This is a genomic window from Paeniglutamicibacter cryotolerans, assembly GCF_014190875.1.
GTDB classification, from domain to species: domain Bacteria; phylum Actinomycetota; class Actinomycetes; order Actinomycetales; family Micrococcaceae; genus Paeniglutamicibacter; species Paeniglutamicibacter cryotolerans.
This window is the reverse complement of sequence record NZ_JACHVS010000001.1, coordinates 1-23,539: the sequence shown is the minus strand read 5'-3', so window position 1 is coordinate 23,539 and position 23,539 is coordinate 1. Positions and strand designations below refer to the sequence as shown.

20 protein-coding genes are annotated in these 23,539 nt (G+C 62.6%); 13 read left to right on the top strand and 7 right to left on the bottom strand.

What is annotated here, in order from left to right:
• Nucleotides 1–56: 56 nt before the first annotated feature.
• Together E9229_RS00090 and E9229_RS00085 are read left to right on the top strand one after the other, a co-directional pair.
• Nucleotides 57–626 carry a hypothetical protein gene (locus E9229_RS00090; RefSeq protein WP_183509171.1) on the top strand — a complete coding sequence of 190 codons (570 nt, stop codon included), beginning with the start codon at nt 57–59 and terminating at the stop codon, nt 624–626.
• Between the two features lie 75 nt (nt 627–701).
• On the top strand, nt 702–1,793 hold the full coding sequence (locus E9229_RS00085; RefSeq protein ID WP_183509170.1) for a 4-hydroxy-3-methylbut-2-enyl diphosphate reductase: 1,092 nt from the start codon (nt 702–704) through the stop codon (nt 1,791–1,793).
• 93 nt (nt 1,794–1,886) lie between these two features.
• Here the strand turns inward: E9229_RS00085 and E9229_RS00080 are convergent, their stop codons facing one another.
• Complete coding sequence (locus E9229_RS00080) at nt 1,887–3,128, bottom strand: DNA recombination protein RmuC (protein WP_183509168.1); 1,242 nt, start codon at nt 3,126–3,128, stop codon at nt 1,887–1,889.
• A 67-nt stretch (nt 3,129–3,195) separates the two neighbouring features.
• On the opposite strand from E9229_RS00080, the gene ychF reads away from it, so the two are divergent.
• A complete protein-coding gene (ychF, locus tag E9229_RS00075; protein ID WP_183509167.1) occupies nt 3,196–4,281 on the top strand; it encodes a redox-regulated ATPase YchF in 1,086 nt (361 codons plus the stop codon).
• Nucleotides 4,282–4,642: 361 nt separating this feature from the next.
• A complete protein-coding gene (locus tag E9229_RS00070) occupies nt 4,643–5,296 on the top strand; it encodes an SDR family NAD(P)-dependent oxidoreductase (RefSeq protein WP_183509166.1) in 654 nt (217 codons plus the stop codon).
• Between the two features lie 490 nt (nt 5,297–5,786).
• Here the strand turns inward: E9229_RS00070 and E9229_RS00065 are convergent, their stop codons facing one another.
• From E9229_RS00065 to E9229_RS19935, 3 genes are all read right to left on the bottom strand, one after another.
• Nucleotides 5,787–6,542 carry a YqjF family protein gene (locus E9229_RS00065; protein WP_221184322.1) on the bottom strand — a complete coding sequence of 252 codons (756 nt, stop codon included), beginning with the start codon at nt 6,540–6,542 and terminating at the stop codon, nt 5,787–5,789.
• A 752-nt stretch (nt 6,543–7,294) separates the two neighbouring features.
• Nucleotides 7,295–7,885 carry a transposase gene (locus tag E9229_RS18900; RefSeq protein ID WP_312855558.1) on the bottom strand — a complete coding sequence of 197 codons (591 nt, stop codon included), beginning with the start codon at nt 7,883–7,885 and terminating at the stop codon, nt 7,295–7,297.
• Nucleotides 7,852–8,226, bottom strand: a complete 375-nt coding sequence (locus E9229_RS19935; protein WP_407671344.1) for a helix-turn-helix domain-containing protein — start codon at nt 8,224–8,226, stop codon at nt 7,852–7,854. Before E9229_RS19935 ends, E9229_RS18900 begins: the two co-directional genes overlap by 34 nt.
• A 1,443-nt stretch (nt 8,227–9,669) precedes the next feature.
• Here E9229_RS19935 and E9229_RS00055 point away from each other — a divergent pair.
• The 3 genes from E9229_RS00055 (at nt 9,670) to E9229_RS00045 (ending at nt 14,349) form a co-directional block, all read left to right on the top strand.
• Nucleotides 9,670–11,469, top strand: a complete 1,800-nt coding sequence (locus E9229_RS00055; protein ID WP_183509164.1) for an ABC transporter family substrate-binding protein — start codon at nt 9,670–9,672, stop codon at nt 11,467–11,469.
• A 262-nt stretch (nt 11,470–11,731) separates the two neighbouring features.
• Nucleotides 11,732–13,276, top strand: coding sequence for an ABC transporter permease (locus E9229_RS00050; protein WP_183509163.1), 1,545 nt, complete (start codon nt 11,732–11,734; stop codon nt 13,274–13,276).
• On the top strand, nt 13,273–14,349 hold the full coding sequence (locus E9229_RS00045; protein WP_183509162.1) for an ABC transporter permease: 1,077 nt from the start codon (nt 13,273–13,275) through the stop codon (nt 14,347–14,349). The genes E9229_RS00050 and E9229_RS00045 overlap by 4 nt, the downstream gene beginning before the upstream one ends.
• Before the next feature lie 7 nt (nt 14,350–14,356).
• On the opposite strand, the gene E9229_RS00040 is transcribed toward E9229_RS00045, so the two are convergent.
• Nucleotides 14,357–14,926, bottom strand: a complete 570-nt coding sequence (locus E9229_RS00040) for a hypothetical protein (RefSeq protein ID WP_183509160.1) — start codon at nt 14,924–14,926, stop codon at nt 14,357–14,359.
• 161 nt (nt 14,927–15,087) lie between these two features.
• On the opposite strand from E9229_RS00040, the gene E9229_RS00035 reads away from it, so the two are divergent.
• The 3 genes from E9229_RS00035 (at nt 15,088) to E9229_RS00025 (ending at nt 19,514) form a co-directional block, all read left to right on the top strand.
• Nucleotides 15,088–16,923 carry an ABC transporter ATP-binding protein gene (locus E9229_RS00035; protein WP_183509159.1) on the top strand — a complete coding sequence of 612 codons (1,836 nt, stop codon included), beginning with the start codon at nt 15,088–15,090 and terminating at the stop codon, nt 16,921–16,923.
• A 259-nt stretch (nt 16,924–17,182) separates the two neighbouring features.
• Nucleotides 17,183–19,093 (top strand): translational GTPase TypA, encoded by a 1,911-nt coding sequence (gene typA / locus E9229_RS00030; protein WP_183509158.1) that lies wholly within the window; start codon nt 17,183–17,185, stop codon nt 19,091–19,093.
• The gene (locus tag E9229_RS00025) at nt 19,074–19,514 is read left to right on the top strand and encodes a hypothetical protein (protein ID WP_183509157.1); all 441 of its coding nucleotides are present in this window, start codon (nt 19,074–19,076) and stop codon (nt 19,512–19,514) included. Before typA ends, E9229_RS00025 begins: the two co-directional genes overlap by 20 nt.
• Nucleotides 19,515–19,604: 90 nt before the next feature.
• On the opposite strand, the gene E9229_RS00020 is transcribed toward E9229_RS00025, so the two are convergent.
• Nucleotides 19,605–20,099, bottom strand: a complete 495-nt coding sequence (locus E9229_RS00020; protein WP_183509156.1) for an ArsR/SmtB family transcription factor — start codon at nt 20,097–20,099, stop codon at nt 19,605–19,607.
• Nucleotides 20,100–20,230: 131 nt separating this feature from the next.
• On the opposite strand from E9229_RS00020, the gene E9229_RS00015 reads away from it, so the two are divergent.
• Nucleotides 20,231–21,568, top strand: a complete 1,338-nt coding sequence (locus E9229_RS00015; RefSeq protein ID WP_246380271.1) for an MFS transporter — start codon at nt 20,231–20,233, stop codon at nt 21,566–21,568.
• Here E9229_RS00015 and E9229_RS20170 read toward each other — a convergent pair.
• On the bottom strand, nt 21,553–21,813 hold the full coding sequence (locus E9229_RS20170) for a putative acetyltransferase (RefSeq protein WP_425570102.1): 261 nt from the start codon (nt 21,811–21,813) through the stop codon (nt 21,553–21,555). The genes E9229_RS00015 and E9229_RS20170 overlap by 16 nt on opposite strands.
• A gap of 141 nt (nt 21,814–21,954) precedes the next feature.
• Here E9229_RS20170 and fdxA point away from each other — a divergent pair, with 141 nt between their 5' ends.
• Together fdxA and dapC are read left to right on the top strand one after the other, a co-directional pair.
• Nucleotides 21,955–22,278, top strand: coding sequence for a ferredoxin (gene fdxA, locus E9229_RS00010; RefSeq protein ID WP_183509155.1), 324 nt, complete (start codon nt 21,955–21,957; stop codon nt 22,276–22,278).
• Nucleotides 22,279–22,287: 9 nt separating this feature from the next.
• Entirely contained in the window at nt 22,288–23,397 is a 1,110-nt protein-coding gene (dapC, locus tag E9229_RS00005; RefSeq protein ID WP_183509153.1) for a succinyldiaminopimelate transaminase, read from the top strand.
• Nucleotides 23,398–23,539: the final 142 nt, after the last annotated feature.

Sequence of the window (23,539 nt, the reverse complement as noted above, 5' to 3'; positions counted from 1 at the left end):
CCCCCGGCTTCCAGGACGCCTGGCTCCAGACCATCGACCAGAGCCGGGCCGGCTACGTGTCCGAGCTCGAAGCGGTCAACGCGGGCGCGGCCACGCAAGCTACCCTGAAAATCGAAATCGGCCCGTTGATCGACGCCACGTACGGCGTGTTGGTCCAGTCGCTCGACGGGTCGGCGCTCGGGGCCCTGCTGCCGGCCGACGTCAACGGACCACAGGTGGGCATCGATACCGGCTTTCCCGCCGAGGACTCGATCCCGGCCACCACCATCGCCTCCTGGTTGGCCGTGGCCGGGCATTGGATTTGGTTTGCCGTCGGCGCGGTGATCATGGCCGGCGCCGCCTTGGTCGTGGCCCGCCGGGGCAACCGGGGAGGCCTGCTGGCGGGAGCCGGTGTCCTGATCCTCATAGCCGCCGGGACCCTGGCACTATGGACAGGCAGTTGGGACAATGCCGACGCGGCGGCACAGACCCTGCCGGACGCAGTGGCCCATGTGGTCCTCGAGGGGCTGGGCGTGCGTGCGATGGCGCTCGCCGGCGGGTTGGCCACCGGTGGCGGCATCGCCGTGGTGGCCGGACTGGGCTGGTTCTGGCTGGGGCGGCGCGGCGCATCGGCGCAAAAGGCCTAAACCGGTTCCCGACCCCGAGGTGGGGTGCGCCACCAATGCGGGCGTTGATGTGCCCGCAACCGTAGACTTGAGGGCATGACTAGCAGTTCAACCGTTCCGGTCTTCCTTTCCATGCCATCCGTCCCGCGGATCCGCCGCAGCCCCGCCGAGATCGCAGCGGCAGTGCCTGTCGTGGGTGGACGCAAGGTCCTGCTGGCCGCCCCGCGCGGCTACTGCGCCGGCGTCGACCGTGCCGTGATCGCGGTGGAGAAGGCGCTGGAGCACTACGGCGCCCCGGTCTACGTGCGCAAGCAGATCGTGCACAACCTGCATGTGGTCAGCACGCTCGAGGAACGCGGCGCGATTTTCGTCGAGGAAACCGACGAGGTGCCTGAGGGTGCCCTGGTGGTCTTCTCCGCCCACGGCGTGAGCCCGGCAGTGGTTGCCTCGGCGGAGACCCGTGGCCTGCGCACCATCGATGCGACCTGCCCGCTGGTCACCAAGGTGCACCGAGAGGCCGTTCGCTTCGCCAAGGAGGACTACGAGATCCTGCTGATCGGGCACGAAGGCCACGAAGAGGTCGAGGGGACCTACGGCGAGGCTCCGGAGCACATCCAGATCGTGAACAACCCCGAAGAAGCCGACACCATTGTGGTGCAGAACCCGGACAAGCTGATCTGGCTCTCCCAGACCACGCTGTCGGTGGACGAAACCATGGAGACGGTCAGACGCCTGCGTTCGCGCTTCCCGAACCTCCAGGATCCGCCCAGCGACGACATCTGCTACGCCACGTCCAACCGCCAGAACGCCATCAAGGAGATTGCCCCGTCGGCTGATCTGGTGATCGTCGTCGGTTCCTCGAACTCCTCGAACTCGGTGCGGCTGGTCGAGGTTGCCCTGGAATACGGGGCGAAGGCCTCGTATCGGGTCGATTACGCCAATGAGGTCGACGAGTCCTGGTTCGAGGGAGTCGCCACTGTGGGCGTCACCTCCGGTGCGTCGGTACCCGAGGTCCTCGTCCGCGATGTCCTGTCGCTGCTGGCCGACTACGGCTTCGCCGACGTTCAGGAAATCACCGTGGCGGAAGAGGACATCCTCTTCTCGCTTCCCAAGGAGATCCGCGCGAAGCTCAAGGAAGCCGGGGATGATTCCCGAGGCCTCGGCGGGCGCGGCAGCCGCGCCAAATAACAGCCGGTAGACACCCGCGTATCGACTGTGGAAGGGCCTCGGCGGGCTCCGGTTTCCCCCAAGGAAGCCAGAACCCGCAGGGGTCCTTCCGTCTCAGGAGTGCCGGGCGATGCCGTGGAGCGGGTCCTGCTCGTCATCGAGCAGTTCGACTGCGCCAAGGACTCTCGGATTGGCTTCCAATGTCGCCACCTCGTGGAGTTTGGCGGCGGGATCGATGCCGGCACCGATTCCCGGGTCCAGGTCGCGGATGCGCCGGGCAGCTGGCAGCACCCTGGTTTCCAAGGCCCCCACGAATGAGTTGTACCGCTCCACGCTGGAGCGCAACGAGGATCCCAGCCGACCCACGTGCCCGCCCATCGTGCCGAGGCGTTCGTAGAGCTCGCGGGACTGCTCAAAGAGGGCACGGGCATTGTCGGTGAGCAGCTCCTGGCGCCAGGCGAAGGCCAGCCCTTTGAGCATCGCCAACAGGGTGGCCGGGGAGGCGAGGGCCACGTTCTTTGAAAAGGCGTGGTCGAGCAGTGTCGCGTCGGCAGCCAGCGCCTCGGCGAGGAATGATTCGGCCGGAAGGAAGCAGATCACCAGCTCGGGACTGCCGCCCACCGACTCCCAGTACTTCTTGGAACCGAGCGCATCCACATGGGCACGCAGCGCCTTGGCATGGGCAGCAAGCAGTTCGGCCTGACGGGTTGCGGCCTCCGGCCCGGAGGCAGGGCAGAGGTCCTGCGCCCGCAGATAGGCATCCAGGGGGACCTTCGCGTCGATGACGATGGACTTGGAACCGGGCAGGTTCACCACCATGTCCGGGCGCAGCCGATCCGCGGTGATGACCTGCTCGTCGAAATCCACATGGGGCAGCATGCCTGCTGCCTCCACCACCCGGCGCAGCTGCACCTCGCCCCAGGCTCCGCGCATGCTCGAGTTCCGCAGCGCAGAGGACAGCGATGCCGTGGTGCGCAACAGTGCGGCATCCTGTTCGGCCGCCGTGGCCAGCTGTTGGCTCAACTGCCCGAACTGTTCAACCCGGTCCCGTTCAAGCAGCGAGACCTGTGCCTGGACCTGGTGCAGCTTTTCGGCGACCGGTGCCAGCGCCCGGAGCACAGCCTGATCCTCGCCGCCACGGACCAGCTCGCCATCCACCCGCATCCGCAGTTCACTGACCTGGGCCCGGGCCGCGGCCAGCTCGGCGCCAGTCTCACCCAGCCGCCGCGTTGCCTCATCCGCAGTTTCGCGCGCGCCCTGCAGCAGGGTGCGCAGCATCAGCCACAGCAAACCCGCGCCCGCCACCACCCCGAGCAGCAGGGCAAGAAGGAGAAGGATCCAGCTCATCGCATTCATGGCCACAGCCTGCCATCGGGCACCGACGAAATGGCGGTGGGCCATTAAGCCGGTAGAGTTTACTCCCGTGGCTCTTACTATCGGAATCGTCGGACTGCCCAATGTCGGCAAGTCAACCATGTTCAACGCCCTGACCCGTGCGCAGGTCCTGGCGGCAAACTACCCGTTCGCAACGATCGAACCCAACGTGGGTGTCGTTCCGCTGCCGGACGCGCGCCTGGGAAAGCTCGCCGAGATCTTCGGCTCCGAGCGGATCCTGCCGGCAACGGTGTCCTTCGTGGACATCGCCGGCATCGTCAAGGGTGCCTCCGAGGGTGAAGGCCTGGGCAACAAGTTCCTGGCAAACATCCGCGAGGCCGAGGCCATCTGCCAGGTGACCCGCGTCTTCTCGGACCCCGACGTGATCCACGTCGACGGCAAGGTCGATCCGGCATCGGACATCGAGACGATCGCCACCGAGCTGATCCTCGCTGACCTGCAGACCATAGAGAACCAGCTTCCGCGCCTGGAAAAGGAAGTCAAGACCAAGAAGATCGAGGCATCGTTCATCGAGGTCGTCAAGGCCGCGCAGAAGGTGCTCGAAGAGGGCAACACCCTGTACGCATCGGGCAAGGCTGCAGGCATCGACATTGCCGAGCTGGCCCCACTTCAGCTGATGACCACCAAGCCCTTCATCTACGTGTTCAACACCGATGAGGAAGGCCTGGCCAACACCGCCATGCAGGAAGAGCTTTCCGCCCTCGTCGCACCGGCCGAGGCCATCTTCCTGGACGCCCAGTTCGAATCCGAGCTGTCGGAACTGACCGAAGAAGAAGCGGCCGAGATGCTCGAGGATGCCGGCTACGCCGAGTCGGGCCTGGACAAGCTGGCCCGGGTCGGCTTCGATACCCTGGGCCTGCAGACCTACCTGACCGCCGGCCCGAAGGAAACCCGCGCCTGGACCATCCCCAAGGGCGCCACCGCCCCGCAGGCTGCAGGCGTCATCCACACCGACTTCCAGCGTGGCTTCATCAAGGCTGAAGTTGTTGCCTTCGCTGACCTGGTCGAGACGGGTTCGATGTCAGCGGCCAAGGCCGCCGGCAAGGCCCGCATTGAAGGCAAGGAATACATCATGAAGGACGGCGACGTGGTGGAGTTCCGCTTTAATGTGTAGCTAACTGAGTTCCCCCAGGTGGCCCCATCTGCTTCGGCAGGCGGGGCCACTTCTTTTTTGTGCGATTCGAGTTGCCGCCGATTCTGGGTGTGTGTCGTTCAGTCACTGAGTTCATCCGCGTGTCGGGCAACGACGGATGCTCCTGCACCAGCCGCACCGCCCGATGACGAACGGGGGACCGATCTTATCTGGCTTGACATGCATCCCTGCAACGCATGAGGAAGCCGTATGAAACTTGGAATGTTTCACCCCTGTGGCGCTCGTGAAGGCTGCCTCGCTGCATGGAGGGATCGTTGCAGCAGTCCCTCCTCAGCAAACCGACTCGCTGGGCTACCTGGCGCACATGATCTACGATCTGCCCATGACGAATCTTCGGGGTGCGGTAGTACTGGTAGTCGGCGCGACCGGCGGGCTTGGCTCGCGGATCGCCGCTCAGCTGGAGAATAATGGCGCCATCGTTGCTCGATCGTCAAAGTCTGCGGGGCACGATCTACGTGCGCCCGCTGTGATTCGGGAGGTGCTCGATGCCACGAATGCGCAGCACGGACGTCTCGACGGGCTAGTGGTAGCGTCCGGGGTCGTCGCTTTCGGTGCCGCAGCAGACCTTTCCACCGCCACGGTGGACGAACTATTCGCGGTGAACACGACCAGCGCGATCCAGCTCATCACGCAGAGCGAGCCCTACCTTGCGGCCTCGGCGCGTGATGGCCGATCGCCCTTTGTCATCACTCTGAGCGGCGTTGTCGCCGAGACACCCGTCGCCGGTCTTGCAGCCTACTCGGCGTCAAAAGCAGCGCTCGCCGCCTTCGTTGTCGCAGCGGCGCGAGAGTATCGTCGCGCGGGCATCCGCATCGTGGACGCCCGCCCAGGCCACACTGCCACCGCGCTGTCCGAGCACCCGATCGCCGGCTCAGCGCCGCGATTCGCGGCGGCGCTGGATCCAGACCTCGTGGCAGCACGGATCATCACTGCGATCGTGGAGGGGGAAAAGGATCTGCCCAGCACCGCGTTCTAGACGAGATGGCGGGACTCGTCGCTTGATGTGATTGGCCCGGCCGGAGTTTTCCGGCGGGGCCATGCACCTTCGGCGCTCAAGACTCAGGTAGGTCCGACGTGGGTTCCGGGGTGACGGACGGGGCATCGAAGGCCCCCTGCCCTCGGCCGGAATCGGCCTGAATCGTCAGACGTTCCTTATCGCCGCATCGGCGTCAACTGGCTACCCGACCAAAGGCGTTTGATCGACACGCATCACTGTCCGATCTCCGAAAAAGCTTTATGACGGGACCATCGCGATGAGCGTCGCCGATACGACCTGCCTGCGGACTCCATACGCAGAAACCGTGCGGTGGTGCACTCAGGACCTTGATGCGGGAAGACTTCGGCGAGGTAACGACGTGGACTCCGCCTTCCTTGTCTAAGCCAGTGTGCTGTCGGTCAGGTCGATCGCATCTGCGAGGAATTCAGATGCGGTCACCAGTGACATGGCCACGGTGCTTCGGTGCCGACTATCGACGACGATTTCCCTGTCGTGGCGAGGCGAAGACGGTCGTGACCTCAGCGGCGTAAAGCACCGAGTCTGGGACTCGGTCGGCCAGTCCTTGGAAACCGGCCGCGGCCAGCAGTCCGTCTTTCAAGTGCACCAGCTCAGCATGTTGAAGGGGCCACGGTTCGTGTTGATTGCGGCAGTAGATGGTGCGGCCGAAATGATTTTCGTGAAAGCCCCAGCGCGCCGTCAAAAACGTTGCAATCGGATCGGCCTCTAACGCAGCGTTCACAGCCGAGTCGTGATGGGCGCGCACGATGATGTGCGATGCGGCGTCGGGTTGACCATGACGCTTCGTGCGATAGGAGACGGTGCCTTCAGCTGTCTCCAACTTCATGGAAGCCCACCGATAGTTCAGGCCGAAAGCCGCCCTCGCGATGAGTACGGGGATCAGATGCGAGGCTTCCAGGCTGAGGAAGACGACTCCTCGGCGGCCATTTTCGTCAATGGAGTAGAGACGGACATTGACCTCGGGAAAGTCCCCGAGCCACGGAATGCTAGGGCTGCCGAAGAACGAACTCTTAGACATCTGAAACGCTATCAGCCCCACCCAGGCACTGCCGTCAACCACATCGGGTGAGCAGCCCGCGGGCATATAGGGATCGACGAGGCCTGGTTCGACCCTCCAGTGCAGAAACGTCACGTCACTCCAGCGTTGGCGCAGAATGGCGGGACCACCGAGTGGTGGGGCATGTGTGTCCATTGCATCTGGGGTCATGAGGAAACCGGCCTAGCGTCTTTGCTGACGGGAGAGCGCGACAGCACGCCAGTGGCAAAACTACGACCGGACGATCCGCGACCGGTCCCACGGGGGAAGAGCCCAAGAACTGCATCCATCAAGCTCACATCTTCTTTCGTCCAAGGAACCCGAGTCGCAGGACGAACGTCTTCGGGCGGCAAACGGTTGAGCACACCTATTCATGGGGTGCTCGCCGAATGACATCGCATCGAAAAGCCGACAGGCGAAACCCCGCAGTGCCCGACCTCTATGACGATTATGCAGGCCCTGTCCTCTTTTATACATTCGTTCGCTGTCGGAGTCCGTCCGAGCCCCGATCCTGCTCTGTTGAGGCCAGTTCAGGGCAGTGCAGGCACCTTGGGCGCCGGGCGTCGCGGATCAAGACCGCAACGTCGCCAAGCGGAACAGGTTCTTGCTCATGATGCGAGGTCCATGGCACCGAATCTCGGCTGCGTGCTGGACGGGAAGGAGGTGCCGGTTTGCGGATGCTGTGCCCAGGGTTATCTCGGTGCGAGTTCCGAAGCACGCCTATCGGATGAACTGCCTGCGTTCGCATTCAGGCTGCCACTCGGTGTGCTGGGACGATGATCGCCGTGCCAGGACCCCGCAGGGAACTTCAACGTCGAGGACAGGACCCGAACGAGATGGCAAACCCGCAAGACGAGCTTGATCTCTTCGCCTTTGAAGGCTTCAATTTTGCCCGGATCGGCGATGCGCCGCCTAGTACTGCGTCAGGTAACCTTTGCCCGTTTGATCAGTGAGGCGCGGCGGATGACCTTGCGCAGTTTCGGGTCGGTGGTGTGGTGGTTACGCCAAATAATGAAGCGGCGGATCATCCCGGACTGGGCCCGGTGGCGGGGATGGTCCGTGCCATCCAGGGCAAGGTAGCGCAGCGCGGTGAACTGGGGTTCGATCCGGTTCAGCCACGAGCTGTAATACGGGATGTAGGCGAGCTCGACGTTGTTCGCCGCGGCCCAGTCCCCGACCCGGGTATCGACCTTGGTGGAGCGGTGCGGGGAGTAGTTGTCCATGATGATCGCGATCCGCTGGGCCGCGGGTGCAGGGTGCAGGGTGCGCAGGTAGCGGGCGAAAGCCAGGAACTCCGTCCGGCGCTTGCGGGCCTTCACATGCCCGTAGAGCCTGTTGGTGGACAGATCGTAGCCGGCCAGCAGGTGCCGCACCCCGTTCGGTCGCTGGTAGGTCGCCCGCCGGCGCCGGCGCGGGTTGGCTTGGTCCCCGGGGCCGGTGGCTTTCGGGGCCCACTGGTGTCCCGGGTGGGGTTGGAGGTTCAACGGTCCGAATTCGTCGTAGCAGATGGCCACGTCCGGGTCGTCTTTCCCAGGGTCGGCCTTGCCGTCGGCGATGTCATAGAGGTGCAGGACACGGGCCTTCTTCGCTTCGTAGTCCGGGTCGGTGCTGCCCTTCCAGGTTTTGATGGATGGGATAAGGAGACATTTTGTTGGCGCAACAGCATGCGCAGTCCCTCAGGGGAAATGTCCTCCACCACCTCCTTCTGAACCAGGTAGTCGGCCAGTTTGGACAGGCTCCAGGTGGAGAACGGCAGGTCGTGGTCCCCGGGGTGGTCCAGGGCGATCCTTTTGATCTGTTCGCGTTGGGCGTCGGTGAACTTCGCCGGGCGCCCTCCGGAGTAGTGGGGATGCAGGGACTCGAAGCCGTCGTCGTTGAAATGGTGCAGGACGTCGCGGACCGGCGTCGGGGCTGGTGAAGGCGACCTCGGCGAGGCTGGCCACGTCCATGCCCCGGGCCGAGAGCAGCACCATCTGGGCCCGGCGCCAGGTCACCACCGGGCCGGACCCGCCGCGCCGTACGATCTGCAGCAGCAGGGCCTCTTCGTCGTTGTCGATGTCTCGAACCGTCACACGCTGTGTCATCGCAGCCTCCTGGGAAGGGCGGAAACCCGCACCATCAGCGTGCGCTGAAAACACCGTTCCCGCAACGGGGACCGGCCCCGGTCATCAGCCTGGGAAAGCAAACCTTGCAGGCCGCAGTACTAGCTGCTCCTGACGGAGAGTCAGCGTTCGTCAAGGACCCAGGCGGTGGCGAGGTCCTTGAGCACTGGCACAAGCCGCTGAAGGGAAACAACGGGGAAGTTGCGCAAGTGTGGAACGATCCGGCGAAGCATAAGTTCATGGCGATTGGACCCCGTGGGCCGTTCAGCATGCCGCGCCAGGATCCGGCGAACGGTAGACGTGCCTGTCCTTGGGCCTCTTCGCCGAATATCCCTCTCCGCTGCCGCATGCCGAATACCCCCCGTTCGATTCCCCCTGCAACCACGGCCAAAGTGCGGAACTGTTCCAGCAGTTCGTGCGCCATGACGAGATGGGTAACCAGAACCCTGATGATGTTCCACGTTCCATGTCCGATCTCGTGGACACGGATCGGACCGTGGGTGGTGTGGAGGGAAATGGCAGATACCCCGGGGAACTCCATCTGCCAAGGCAGGGGATCCCAGCAGGTCGGTGGCGACTGCTTTCCTCGCCCTTCTTTGGTCGCCCCCTGTCGAGGCAGGGAACAGAATCGATCTCCGAGTTTTCCATCAGGCAATATGCCCGCTGGGGGTGCGCCTTGGGCAGCAGGGGCGGGTCTTTCCCGAGGATGATTCGGCGTCGGCCCGGGGATTGCTTGGAAAGTCCCGGGGTCGATCATTGAGGTGCCGCGCCCAAGATGTCTGCAGGGACGAGTGATGCGCCGGCGATCTTCTGCGGAGCCGATATCGCTGGGGCAAAAACCGGAGGAAGCTGCAAATGAACGACACTTGACTACGTTATCAAATTGTTATTAATTTCTGGCGTGATCGTTTTGACCTACTGGAGCGTAACTTCGGAAAGTCCTTGGCAATTGCCAATATGAAACAAACCCTTGAGTTTTCGCGGGAGTGGGGACGCTGGGGCTCTAGGGCCCTTGGCGGACCGTGACTTGGGGCAAAAGTCCCGAGTTCATAACGGCCGACTCTGAAGCGAGATTTTTATATCCAAGCCGATGATTCTCAACTACAGTTTCGATATGTGAGACGAACCACTCGCTCGGGGGACCGGAACGGATGGTTTGTCGCCAGAGACCTCGCCCAAACATAGAAGGAGGCGGAATGCGTATCGCACGTATTTCCAAAGCAGTAGCCCTTGGTGCTGCGGCCGCACTGGCCCTCAGTGCGTGTGCAGCCAACACCGGCACCACCCCATCCACGAGCGCCCCAGCGGCCACGGGCAGCGAAGCCCCTGCGATGGGTGGCGAGGTGCGCGTCGTCGAGGTGAACCCCTTCACCTCCTTCAATACGAACACGGCCAATGGCAACGTCGATATCAACTCGAAGATTGCCTACACCATGAATGGCTCGTTCAACTACATCGATAAAGACCTCAACGTGGTGAAGAACGAGAAGTTCGGAACCTACGAAGTCCTTTCCCAGGACCCGCTGAGCGTCAAGTACACCGTCAACGACGGGGTGAAGTGGTCTGACGGGGAAGCGGTCAATGCCGATGACCTGGTCTTTGCATGGGCCATCGTGTCCGGACACTTCAACGACTCCAAGATCGATGAGAACACCGGCAAGGTCACGTCCGGCACCACATACTTTGACTACGCCGGCGACACCACGGGCATGAACCTGACCGACGTGCCGGTGGTCGGCGATGACAACCGGTCGGTCACGTTGAACTTCTCCAAGCCCTTTGCCGACTGGGAAATCTCGTTCAACCCGATGACACCCGCCCATGTGGCGGCAAAGAAGGCCGGCATGTCCACCGCTGACCTCACCAAGATGCTGATGAATACTCCTAAGGGTGATCCGGCGAAGCCGGTGGCAGTTAATAAGGACTTGAAGAAGGTATCCGATTTCTGGAATACCGGATACGACACCAAGTCGCTGCCCACCGACAAGGACCTTTACCTGTCCTCGGGCCCCTTCATCGTCAAGGACATCGTTCCGGACCGTTCGATGACACTGGTCAAGAACCCGGATTACACCTGGGGCCCCGAGCCGAAGGTCGATTCGATCGTCGTGCGATACATTGCCGACTCCGCAGCGCAGGTCACCGCGTTGAAGAACGGCGAAGTCGACATCATCGCACCGCAGGCTTCCACCGATACCCTCCAGCAGTTGCAGGCCTTGGGCGACACCATCAACATCGAACAAGGCCAGCAGTTGGCCTACGACCACCTGGACCTCAACTTCACCGGTGTCTTCAAGGACAGCGACGTCCGCGAGGCGTTCATGAAGACCGTTCCACGCCAGCAGATCGTCGATACCGTCATCGGCAAGCTGGTCCCGGATGCCAAGCCGCTGGATTCGCAGATCTTCGTTCCGGCAAACGCGTCCTACGCGGCTGCCGTCGCGGCCAATGGGTCCACAGACTTCAACGCTGTCGACATCGACGGGGCCAAGAAGCTGCTCAAAGGGGCTACTCCCACCGTACGGATCATGTACAACAAGGAAAACCCGAACCGACTGGATGCCTACTCGCTGATCGCGGAGTCCGCCACGCAGGCCGGATTCAAGGTCGTCGACGGCGGCCTGCCGGGCAACCAGTGGGGCGCGGCCCTGGGCAACGGTACTTATGATGCCTCCATCTTTGGATGGACCTCCCCGGGTGTCGGAGTCTCCGGAGTCCCGCAGCTCTTCGGTTCGAAGAGCTCCTCGAACTTCAGCGGCTTCAAGAACGCAGATGCCGACAAGTTGATGGACGAACTGGTCATCACCCCGGACAAGGCCAAGCAGGATGAGCTGCAGATCCAGATAGATACGCTGCTCTGGAAAGCCCGCTACGGCCTTCCCCTGTTCCAGTCCGCTGGTATCCAGGCGTACTCCTCCAACATCGGCGGTGTGCAGTTCATGCCCAACCAGACCGGTGTCTGGTGGAACTTCTGGGATTGGTCCGTAAACTCCTAGCGGCGGCCAGCCACTGCGAGATAGTTTTCTCGCGGCAAGCGCCGGGACCGGATTTCCTGGTCCCGGCGTTTTCCTTCCTACCTCGCATCACGGAAACGGCTCGCACCGATTGGGCCAGATGACCCAGTCACGGGATTTCACCTCATCAGGCTGATAAAAGTGATTGACATTTCATTTATAGTCGGCATGCTGAGGTGCACGGCACTTCAGCGACAGCATCTTCCGGGACAACCCCGGAACCTCGACCCAAGGCATATAACTCATGGTGACCTACATTGTCCGGCGGCTTTTTACCGCTGTACTGATCCTCTTCGGGGCATCCTTCCTCGTCTACCAACTCACGGCCTTGGCCGGAGATCCGCTCCAGGACCTGCGGGAAAGTAACGCGGCGAACAAAGACGACTTGATCCGAGCGCGGATTGCGCTGCTGGATCTGGATACGCCGCCCGTCCTCAGGTACTTCAAGTGGCTCGGTGGTGCGGTGCAATGCGTGGTGCCGTTCGTGGCCCGTTGCGACCTAGGCTCCTCGATGAACGGCGAAGCGGTCGTCACGACCTTGAGCCGGGCTGCCGGGCAAACCATCCTCCTGGTGACCGCGGCCACCGTCTTGGCCATCATCGTGGGTATCGGGCTGGGCATCATCACGGCGCTGCGCCAGTACAGTTCGCTCGACTATTCGGTCACTTTCATGGCCTTCCTCTTCTTCTCGCTGCCGATTTTCTGGCTGGCCGTGCTGCTGAAGGAGTTCGGGGCCATCGGCTTCAACAACTTCTTGGCGAACCCACATTTCAGTCCACCCACACTGATCACCACCGGCGTGGTCATGGGCCTGGTCGTAGTGGTGTTCATGTCTGGAAACTGGAAGAAGCGCACCCTGGGCTTCATCATCGCCGCGGTGCTCACTATCGGCCTGCTCCTTGCCATGGAGGCCACCGGTTGGTTCACCAACCCGGGCTTGGGCCCCATCATCATCCTGATCAGCGGAGTGGCAATTGCCTATCTGATCACTCAACTCACTGCCGGTATCCGCAACCGTAGAGCCCTGTATTCGGCCATTATCATGGCTCCCTTGGGCGTCATCTCCTACTACGTGCTGAACCCGTTCTTCGGTTCGTTCGGCCTCTGGCAGATCGTTGGCCTGGCGGTTGTCACGGTGCTCGTCGGCTGCCTCGTGGGTTGGCTCATGGGCGGCTACGACCGTGGGCAATCGATGCGATCCGCTGCCCTCTCGGGCTTCCTGATTGCCGGACTTGTAGTGCTCGACCGATTCATGATCGAGTGGCCCAACTACTTCTCCAACCCACGGATCAAGGGTCGGCCCATTGCCACCTTCGGCTCCTCCACCCCTAACTTGCAGGGAGACTGGTGGATACAGTCTCTGGACACGTTCACCCACCTCCTGCTGCCCACGATTGCACTGCTACTCATCTCGTTGGCTAGCTACTCGCGTTACTCGCGTGCATCGATGCTTGAAATCATGGAGCAGGACTACATCCGCACCGCCCGGGCCAAGGGCCTTCCCGAGCGCACGGTTGTCATGCGCCATGCCTTCCGCAATGCGTTGATTCCGTTGGCCACCCTCGTGGCCTTCGACATCGGAGCACTGATCGGCGGCGCGGTGATCACCGAACGAGTCTTCGCGTTCACCGGAATGGGCAACCTGTTCGTGACCTCGTTGAGTCCCATACCGGACCCCAACCCGGTCATGGGAGTCTTTCTGGTCACCGGCCTGTTGGCCATGGTGTTCAACCTGCTTGCCGACCTCGTCTATTCAGTCCTCGATCCACGCGTAAGGGTGAAATCATGACCACCTCGCCTACGGCCAAGAAGCCGGTCCCCGATGAAGTCAAGGGCCTGTCCCAGGGTGCCATCGTCAGAAAGCGCTTCTTAGGGAACACCCCTGCCGTCATTTCCATGGTCGTGTTCGCCGGGATCTTGGTCCTTGCCTTCACCTCCATCGGTTTCGGCTCCATCCCCGGCTGGTGGAAATACGGCTTCACCGGATTCACCCCCGAAACCAACAGCGGAGCCCCCACCGTGACCGGCCCGTTCAGCTGGGGCGACCACCCCTTCGGGCAAGACCGTATCGGGCGTGACTACTTCGCCATGACCATGCGCGGAACCCAGCAATCGATCGTGATCATGTTCATCATCGGCATTGTCGGCGGTTTCTTCGGTGTCGTGATCGGTGCGGTCTCGGGCTACTTCCGTGGCATGACCGAAGCCGTGTTAATGCGCCTGACCGATGTGATCATCATCATTCCGCTGCTGATCCTAGCGGCAGTCATCGGCCAGGTCGCCGGTGGTGCGGTCTCGGGAAACCTTGCCACGATTGCCCTGGGGGGGTTCATCGGCCTCGTCATCTGGACCGGCCTTGCCCGCCTGGTGCGAGGCGAATTCCTGACCCTGCGTGAACGTGAATTCGTCGATGCTGCCCGGATCGCCGGAGCCTCGAATGTCCGCATCATTTTCAAGCACATCCTGCCCAACGCGGTCGGCACGATCATCGTGAACGTCACGCTGCTGATGTCTTCGGCAATCCTGCTTGAAACAGGGCTGTCCTATCTCGGCCTAGGCGTGAAAGCACCTGATGTGTCCTTGGGTTCCCTGATCTCCAACAACCAAGAGGCGTTCACCACCAGGCCTTGGCTGTTCTGGTTCCCGGGATTGTTCATCGTCTTGATCTGCCTGTGCATCAACTTCATCGGTGACGGATTGCGGGATGCTTTCGACCCGAGGCAGAAGAAGTTCAATTCGCGGACCGCCAGACTCGCAGCGAGCCACCCCGGGCTGTTGGATCCGGCCACCACGCAACCGGTCGAATCGCGCTTCGACGGCCCCGGTGGCGCCTGGCCGGGGATCGAAGAACAGCGCGACTAGCGCGGTTTCAATTCACCAGTACGGGCAGGGCAAAGCTGGCCACGATCAGGATAAGGAGGATCGCCAGATGAACGACATGAATATGGCGGACGACGCGCAGCGTTTCGGTCTGCTCGACGTCGTTGATGCCGGCATCCGCCCGCCGTTCCAGAATCTGCCGAATGCGTTGGACCACCGAGCCCGACGGGGTATCGGACACCTCGCCGGCCCGGACGCTGGTGAAGCGCTGGCCTTCCGTGGCTTTACGATTGGCCGCGTCGGCGCTGCGGGCCTCGCGCAGGGCTCCGAACATGCCGGGCGCCGGTGCAGCCCATGCAGTGTAGCGGCCGTGCGGGGTCACGATCGTGGCCGCGTATTTCGCTTCTACGTGGATGATCGAATGCCACGAGATCTCCAAGGTCTGCAACGGATTGACCAGACGGACCACATCGGCCTCCAGCCCGACGCGCGGATACCAGAACAACAGCCAGCCCAGGTAGGCCACGAGGACCAGCGGCACGGCCAGCGGCCATGCGGACGGACCCTCGCCGAGCACGGTGGCGATTGTGCCGCCAAGGCACAAGATGATGACGGCCACGGCAACGGCTTGGGAGCTGCGTGGCCGGTACGAGTACCAGGGCCCTGTGTCTGCGGAAGAAGTCATGACACCCATAGTTTCAGCATTTCCGGCGCGGGTGCGACAACACGCCCGCCAGCCGGCTTCGAACCGGCATGTGCTGGGAAGGAATCGAGAACCAGATGAGCGATCACAACAACCGGCGACCACAACCGCAAGACATCCAGGCGGGAGACCGCGTGCTGGAAGTCAAAAACCTCTCGGTGGACTTTGGCGTGGACAAGAAATGGGTCCCCGCTGCAATTGACCTGAATTATTACGTCAACGCCGGCGAGGTCCTGGCCATCGTGGGCGAATCCGGTTCCGGGAAATCCGCCAGCTCGATGGCCTTGTTGGGCTTGCTGCCCAGCAACAGTAGGACTAGCGGTGAGGTGATTCTCAATGGCCAGTCTCTGCTCGGGCTGAGCCCCGCCAAGCTGCGCGAGGTGCGCGGCAACGAGGTGGCGGTCATTTTCCAGGAACCCATGACGGCACTGAACCCTGTCTACACGGTTGGCTTCCAGATCGTGGAGACACTGCGTCTGCACAATGCGATTTCTCCGGCAGATGCCGAGAAGAAGGCATTGGAAATGCTTGAACTGGTCGAGCTGCCGGATCCGGCCAAGGCGTTCAGGTCCTACCCGCACCAGCTCTCAGGCGGCCAACGTCAACGTGCGATGATCGCCCAATCGCTCTCGTGCGACCCTCGACTGCTTATCGCCGACGAGCCGACCACCGCACTGGATGTGACGGTGCAGGCCGAGATCCTTGACCTGATGCGCAATCTGCGCAACAAGCTCAATTCAGCGATCGTGCTGATCACCCACGACATGGGAGTCGTGGCCGACCTCTCAGACCGGATTGCGGTGATGCGCCAGGGCCGGATCGTCGAGTCGGGTACCTCGCACGATATCTTCAAGAATCCGCAGCACCCGTACACCCAGGCTCTGCTGGCAGCGGTTCCTCGGCTGGGCTCCGGGGGCACCGGCAACGCTTCGGTGGACATCATTGCATCGGTCGCCGCGGCGGCCGGTGCCGAGTTGGAGGGCTTCGACTCCGAGGAGCTGCATCAGCGCGAGGAAGCCACCCGGGTCGAGCTGGCCGGGCTTAAAGCCGCCGAACACGTCGCCGACACCCGCGCAGTGGTGTTGGAACTGAAGAACGTCGCCATCGAGTACCCCAAGCAGGGTCGAGTCCCGGCCTTCAGGGCCGTGGAAGGCGCTACCCTCACTGTTCACCAGGGACAGGTCGTGGGCCTGGTCGGTGAATCGGGCTCGGGCAAGACCACCATCGGCCGGGCAGCGGTGGGCCTGTTGCCGGTCTGCGAGGGCTCGCTGGTGGTCAACGGGCGCGAGATCGCCGGGATGAAGTCGAACTCCAAGGCGATGTGGGAGGTGCGCCGGGATATCGGCATGGTCTTCCAGGACCCCTCCAGCTCGCTGAACCCGCGCCTGCCCATCGGTGAGTCCATTGGTGAGCCGATGTACCTCTCGGGTGTGGCCAAGGGCGGAGAGCTGCAGAAGCGCATCGAACGGCTGCTGGACATGGTCGAGCTTCCGCGGTCCTACCGCAACCGCTACCCGCACGAGCTCTCCGGTGGGCAGAAGCAGCGAGTGGGCATCGCCCGTGCACTCTCGCTGGAACCGAAGCTGATGGTCGCCGATGAACCCACCAGCGCGCTGGATGTCTCCGTGCAGGCAACGGTATTGCAGCTCTTCCAGGACCTGCAGAAGGAAATGGGCTTCGCCAGCCTATTCGTGACTCATGACTTGGCGGTCATTGACGTGCTGGCCGACCATATCGTGGTGATGCGCAACGGACGCATCGTCGAGCAGGGACCACGTGACGAGGTCCTGCGCAACCCGCAGCAGGCCTACACACAACGGCTCATGGCAGCTGTCCCGGTCCCGGATCCGGTGGAGCAGCGGGAGCGTCGCGAACTTCGGGCGAAGCTGGCCAAGGAGTCGGGCGTTTCCTGAATCCGAGGGGGCCTCGCCCAAGCGGTGTGAGGCCCCTGAGCAGTCGTTGCCGGCATCGAGTTTTCCTCCTGAGAAGGAGGAACACGGTGCCGGTTTTGCTGTTGGTGATGAAGGTTACAGGCCCCTTAGGGGACGAGTTTGTGTGATTTTGCGCTCTCATACGCGCGTTTTTTTCTAGAAGGGATAGAATTGGTGATTGGGTCAGTCGTGGCCCCGCCCCCGTGACCCAACATTCTCTAGAAGAAGTGAGCCCTTTCGCATGTCAGATACCACCTCCATTCGTCGCGAAGACCTGCGCAACGTTGCAATCGTTGCGCACGTTGACCACGGCAAGACCACCATGGTCAACGCAATGCTGCAGCAGACCGGTGCTTTCGACAGCCACGGCGAGACCGAAGACCGCGTGATGGACTCCGGCGAGCTGGAACGCGAAAAGGGCATCACCATCTTGGCCAAGAACACCACCGTGTTCTACGACGGCCCGGCGGCCAATGGTCACAACATGACCATGAACATCATTGACACCCCGGGCCACGCCGACTTCGGTGGCGAGGTTGAGCGCGGCCTGTCCATGGTCGACGGTGTCGTCCTGCTCGTTGACGCCTCGGAAGGTCCGCTGCCGCAGACCCGCTTCGTGCTGCGTAAGGCACTTGTTGCCAACCTGCCCGTCATCATCGTCGTGAACAAGACCGACCGTCCCGATGCCCGCATCGACGGCGTCATCTCCGACTCCATGGACCTGCTGCTGGGCCTGGCCTCGGACCTCGCCGACGAAGCGCCGGACTTGGACCTGGACAAGGTACTGAACGTTCCGATCGTCTTCGCCTCGGGCAAGGCCGGCTACGCGTCGATGAACCAGCCCGCAGACGGCACCCTGCCGGACAACGAGGACCTCGAGCCGCTGTTCGAGACCATCATCAAGCACGTCCCGGCCCCGGTCTACACCGAGGGTGAAGTCCTTCAGGCTCACGTCACCAACCTCGACGCCTCGCCGTTCCTGGGCCGTCTGGCACTGCTTCGCATCTTCAACGGCACCCTGCGCAAGGGCCAGACGGTTGCCTGGGCCCGCCAAGACGGCACCCTGAAGAGCGTGAAGATCACCGAACTGCTGGCTACCAAGGGCCTGGCCCGTGTTCCGGCCGAAGAAGCAGGACCGGGCGAGATCGTCGCAGTCGCCGGCATCGAAGACATCATGATCGGTGAAACCCTCACCGATCTGGAGAACCCGAAACCGCTTCCGCTGATCACCGTGGACCCACCGGCCATCTCGATGACCATCGGTATCAACACCTCGCCGCTGGCCGGCAAGGTCAAGGGCGCCAAGGTCACCGCCCGCCAGGTGAAGGATCGCCTGGACAAGGAATTGATCGGTAACGTTTCGCTGAACGTGCTTCCGACCGAGCGTCCGGATGCCTGGGAAGTCCAGGGCCGTGGCGAGTTGGCGCTGGCCATCCTCGTGGAGCAGATGCGTCGCGAAGGCTTCGAACTGACAGTTGGCAAGCCGCAGGTTGTAACCAAGAAGGTCGACGGCAAGCTCCACGAGCCGATGGAGCAGATGACCATCGACGTACCCGAGGAATTCCTCGGCGCCGTGACCCAGCTGATGGCTGCCCGCAAGGGCCGCATGACCAACATGGCCAACCACGGTACCGGTTGGTGCCGCATGGAATTCATCGTTCCGGCTCGTGGCCTGATCGGTTTCCGCACCCGCTTCCTGACCGACACCCGCGGTGCAGGCATCGCCTCCTCGCTGGCCGAGGGCTACGAGCCGTGGCACGGTCCGATCGAATACCGCAACAACGGTTCGATCGTGGCCGACCGCTCCGGCGTCGTCACCCCGTTCGCGATGATCAACCTCCAGGAACGCATGTCCTTCTTCGTGCAGCCGACCTCCGAGGTCTACGAAGGCATGATCGTCGGTGAGAACTCGCGCGCCGATGACATGGACGTGAACATCACGAAGGAAAAGAAGCTCACCAACATGCGTGCAGCTTCCTCGGACACCTTCGAGAACATGACCCCGCCGCGCAACCTGACTCTGGAAGAGTCCCTCGAATTCGCTCGCGAAGACGAGTGCGTCGAGGTTACCCCGGAAGCGATCCGCATCCGCAAGGTCATCCTGGCCGCCAACGAGCGCGCGAAGTCCAACCGTGCCCGCGCCAAAGCCTAATCAGCCGGTAACCCGGTTCCGGGGGACCGCCATCGGCATTCTCTGCGCCCTCGGCGCGGCGGTGCTGGCGGCGGTTCCCGGAACCATCCTGCAGGCGCAGCTGAGCTACGCCGGCAACGTGCCCCTGCCTTGGGGTGCGCTGCTGGCACTGGCGCTGGCTGGATCCCTGATGGTCTGGACTGGTACTTGGACGAAAAAGATCTGGGTAACTGCGCTGGCTGGCATCTCCACCTATGTGCTGGTGGCGCTGTTCTCGACCAACTCGAACAACCAGCTGATCGTGGGCAGCTCGTACTTTGATGTGATTCCCGGTCCGGCGCTTGCCGGAACAATCTGGGTATACGGCATCGTGGTCGCCACGGTGGTCGCACTGCTGATTGTTTCCCGGACACTGGCCGGAGCCAAGGCCCAGCGCAGCTGAGCATTGTGGAGCCGACGCCAAATGCGTGGGCCCGTTCATCCCAAGTGGAATGAACGGGCCCACGCATTTGCCGTTTAACTGCTCAGTGCCTCAGCCTGCACCGAGGTCAAGATGATGCGCCATGAAGAGGGACGTAGCAACGCCCTCCGGGTCGGGGGCGCGCAAGGCGTAGTCCTCGATGACCGCATGGATCCGGGAGAGCAGCTCGCGCTGATCCGCCTCATTGAGCTTCAGGCCCACACGCAGTACCTGGATCTCATTGGGTGAGAGCCCGTCGATTTCCTGGAGAAATGTATCGACCAGGACCGGTGCCGCATCCGGCAGCTTGGTGCCCCAGGACATACGTGTGCTGCGGTAGGGGACTTCCTTCGCACCGCGGTTGCCGCGGCGCGGCTCTTCGGCCTCGATGAAGCCGTTTGCCAGCAGTGTGCGCACATGGTGGAGGGAAGTTGCGGGGTTGATATCCAGCAGGTCGGCGATTTCCTTATTGGTGCGCGACTTGTGGAGGCAAAGGCGCATGATGCGCAACCGGATGGGGGAGCTCAGGGCTCGGGCGCGTGCCTGAACCTCTTCATCTGTGGCCATGAAATCAGCATACGGGAAAAAGAGTGACTGATTGATGCATTCGAATCGCATGGGCTGTTGAGCGGGCTCTTCCGAAACAAGTGTTTGACGCTTAGTGTGGAAGCTTGCATAGATGCCGGGAGGGGAAAAGCTTGGCTGTCAATGAGCACCATGCTGCCCAGCCCGGGCTGCGTTCGGACCGTAACTTCCTGATGTTCTGGGCGGGGCAGGCGTTGAGCCAATTCGGTGTGCAGCTCGGCGCGATTGCGATGCCAGTGCTCGCCGTGGCGCTGCTCTCCGCCACCGAGTGGGATCTGGGAGTGCTCAACGCCTCCCAGTACCTGGCATTCCTGCTGCTGGGGCTTCCAGCCGGGGCATGGGTTGACCATTGGCGCAAGCGCCAGGTGATGATCTGGGCCGACCTGCTCCGGGTGGCCTGCATGTTCTCGATCCCTGTTCTCTGGTACCTGGACGTCCTGGCGATCTGGCACCTGTGGGTGATTGCCGCCATTGTCGGTTGTGCCACGGTGTTCTTCGACGTCGGATACCAGTCCTACATTCCGTCGCTGGTGCGCCGCGAGCAGATTTCCGAGGCCAATGCGAAGTTGGAGGGCCTCGGGCAGGTTTCACGGCTGGCCGGGCCGGCCGCTGGCGGCGCGCTGCTTCACGTGGTCTCGGCCCCCTTGCTGTTTCTGGGACAGGGACTGGGATTCCTGATCTCGGTCATCTGTATCTGGGCCACGAAGGACCACGAGCCGGCACCGCAACCGCGCAAGCGGCACCTGCTGGCCGAAATTAGCGAGGGTCTTGGCTATGTGGTCCGGCACCGGCTGATCGGCAGCATCACTTGGGCCACGATGATCATGAACTTCTTCAGTACATTGATCTTCACCCTGCTCCCGATCCTGGTGCTGGACCGGCTGTCCCTGAATGCCACCCAATTCGGGCTCATGTATTCCTTTGGCGCAGTCGGCGGGTTGGCCGCAGCGTCCGTCACCCCCTGGATTGCCAGGGTTCTAGGGGAGGGCCCATCGCTCGTTGTGTCCAGCCTGGCCATCGCGGTACCGATGGCAGGGTTCCCGCTATCCACCCGGGCTTCCACCGGAGGGGGCAGTTTCGCCATCCTCGCCGCGACCATGTTCCTGATGACAGCAGGGGTACTTGTCTTCAACATCATCCAGGTCAGTATGCGCCAGCGGGTTTGTCCGCCCCGGCTGTTGGGCCGGATGAATGCCTCGATCCGCTTCCTGGTATGGGGTGTCATGCCCGGGGCCGCACTGTTCGCTGGGTGGCTGGGAACCTCCCTGGGATTGGTCCCGACGTTCTGGATCGGCATGGTCGGGTGCACCCTCGCCGTGGTCCCGCTATTGCTTTCGCCGCTACCCAGGCTGCGCGTTCTGCCCAACGAATCGGAGGAGATCGCGGAATCCGAAGGAGGCCAGCAAATCCCGGCGGACGAAGAGAGGGCCGGAGCTCAGGCTCCAGAGTAGGGCTCCCGCGGGCGCCTGCGTGCCGGGGCCTCCGGGACCTCCTTGGCAAGGGTTACCGAGGCCAGAGGCACCAGTACCTCGCCGGAGCGGGTCAGGATCCGGACGGAGGCGCCTTGGAATCCCAGGAACGACCCCAAAGCGTCCGAGTACCGAGGCGCACCCGCTGGCACCTCGCATGCCGGCAACCGGTACCTGAGCACAACACGGCGGCCAGTGGGTAGGGTGTCAAAGAAATCGGATTCCATCCCAGAATCCTACGGTCACCTCGGGACCGGGCCCTACACGGACGGCGTCACACCCCGTCGGAGGTACTAAGCTGGAGGGGTGCGACGGTAGATTGCCGCACACCAAGAACATTGCCGTAGCTAAGGAAGGCCCCGGGTACCGTGACCTACATCATCGCCCAGCCGTGCGTGGACGTAAAAGACAAAGCCTGTGTCGAGGAATGCCCTGTCGACTGCATTTACGAGGGTGAACGCGCGCTTTACATCCACCCCGACGAGTGCGTCGACTGCGGTGCCTGCGAGCCAGTCTGCCCGGTGGAGGCCATCTACTACGAGGATGACGTCCCTGAAGAATGGGCCGAGTACTACAAGGCCAACGTCGACTTCTTCGATGAGATCGGCTCTCCGGGCGGAGCAGCGAAGTTCGGCAACATGGGCATCGACCACCCGATCATTGCCGTCCTTCCCCCGCAAAACCAGGACTGAGCCGAACCGATGCTGACGCTTCCCGATTACCCCTGGAATGCCATGGCGCCCTACGTGGAACGGGCAGCCGCGCACCCGCAGGGAGTGGTGAACCTCTCCATCGGCACCCCGGTGGACCCCACTCCGGAACTGCTGCGCAACGCACTGGCTGCCGCTACCGACGCGCCTGGCTACCCGACCACCCACGGTACGGTGGAACTTCGCCGCGCGATCTCCGCCTGGTATGAGCGCCGCCGGGCCACCCCGGGCCTCGACCCCGAAGACATCATGCCCACGGTCGGCTCCAAGGAACTCGTCGCCTGGCTACCGCTGCTGCTGGGCATCGGAGCCGGTGACCTGGTGGTTCGACCGACCGTCGCCTACCCTACCTACGACATCGGCGCCCGTCTGGCCGGTGCGGAATCAGTGGCTGCCGATTCCCTAGGCGAACTCAGCGAAGAACAACTTTCACGGGTCAAACTGGTGTGGGTAAATTCACCAGGCAACCCGACCGGAATCGTCCGCAGCACCCAGGAGCTGCGCGGGCTGGTTGACGCGGCACGCGCCCTGGGCGCCGTGGTCGCATCCGATGAATGCTACGCCGAACTGGGATGGGGACAGTGGGAAGACGGCGTGCCCGGCGTCCTGGAACCGGCAGTTTCCGGCGGGGACCTCACGAACCTGCTCGCCGTCTACTCCATGTCCAAGCAGTCCAATCTGGCCGGATACCGAGCGGCATTCGTTGCCGGCGCCCCGAACTTGATGCCCGCACTTATTAACAACCGCAAGCACGCGGGCATGATCGTCCCGGCCCCGGTTCAGGAGGCCATGCGCATCGGCCTGGGTGATGATTCACACGTTCAGACGCAGAAGGACCTGTATCGGGAGCGCCGTGCCAGGTTAATTCCGGCGCTTGAGGGCTTCGGGCTGCGCATTGACCATTCGGAGGCCGGACTCTACCTGTGGTGCACCGCGGGAGAAGACACCTGGCTGACCATTGGGCGTCTGGCGGACCTGGGTATCGTTGCCGGACCGGGAACTCTCTACGGCACCGCAGGCGACGGCTTTGTCCGCATCGCCTTGACCGCCACCGACGAGCGGATCGACTCGGCGGTTGAACGCCTGAACGCAGCACACTAAGACCAGAGGTGACTCATGGATTAGCGAACCACAGCTACTTGGCGGTAGCGTGTCACCTGATTACTGCACACTGGATCTATCTGTACTCCGGTTAAGGAGAGGCCATGACGGAAAACAATTCTGCACGCCTAAGCTTTGGCGG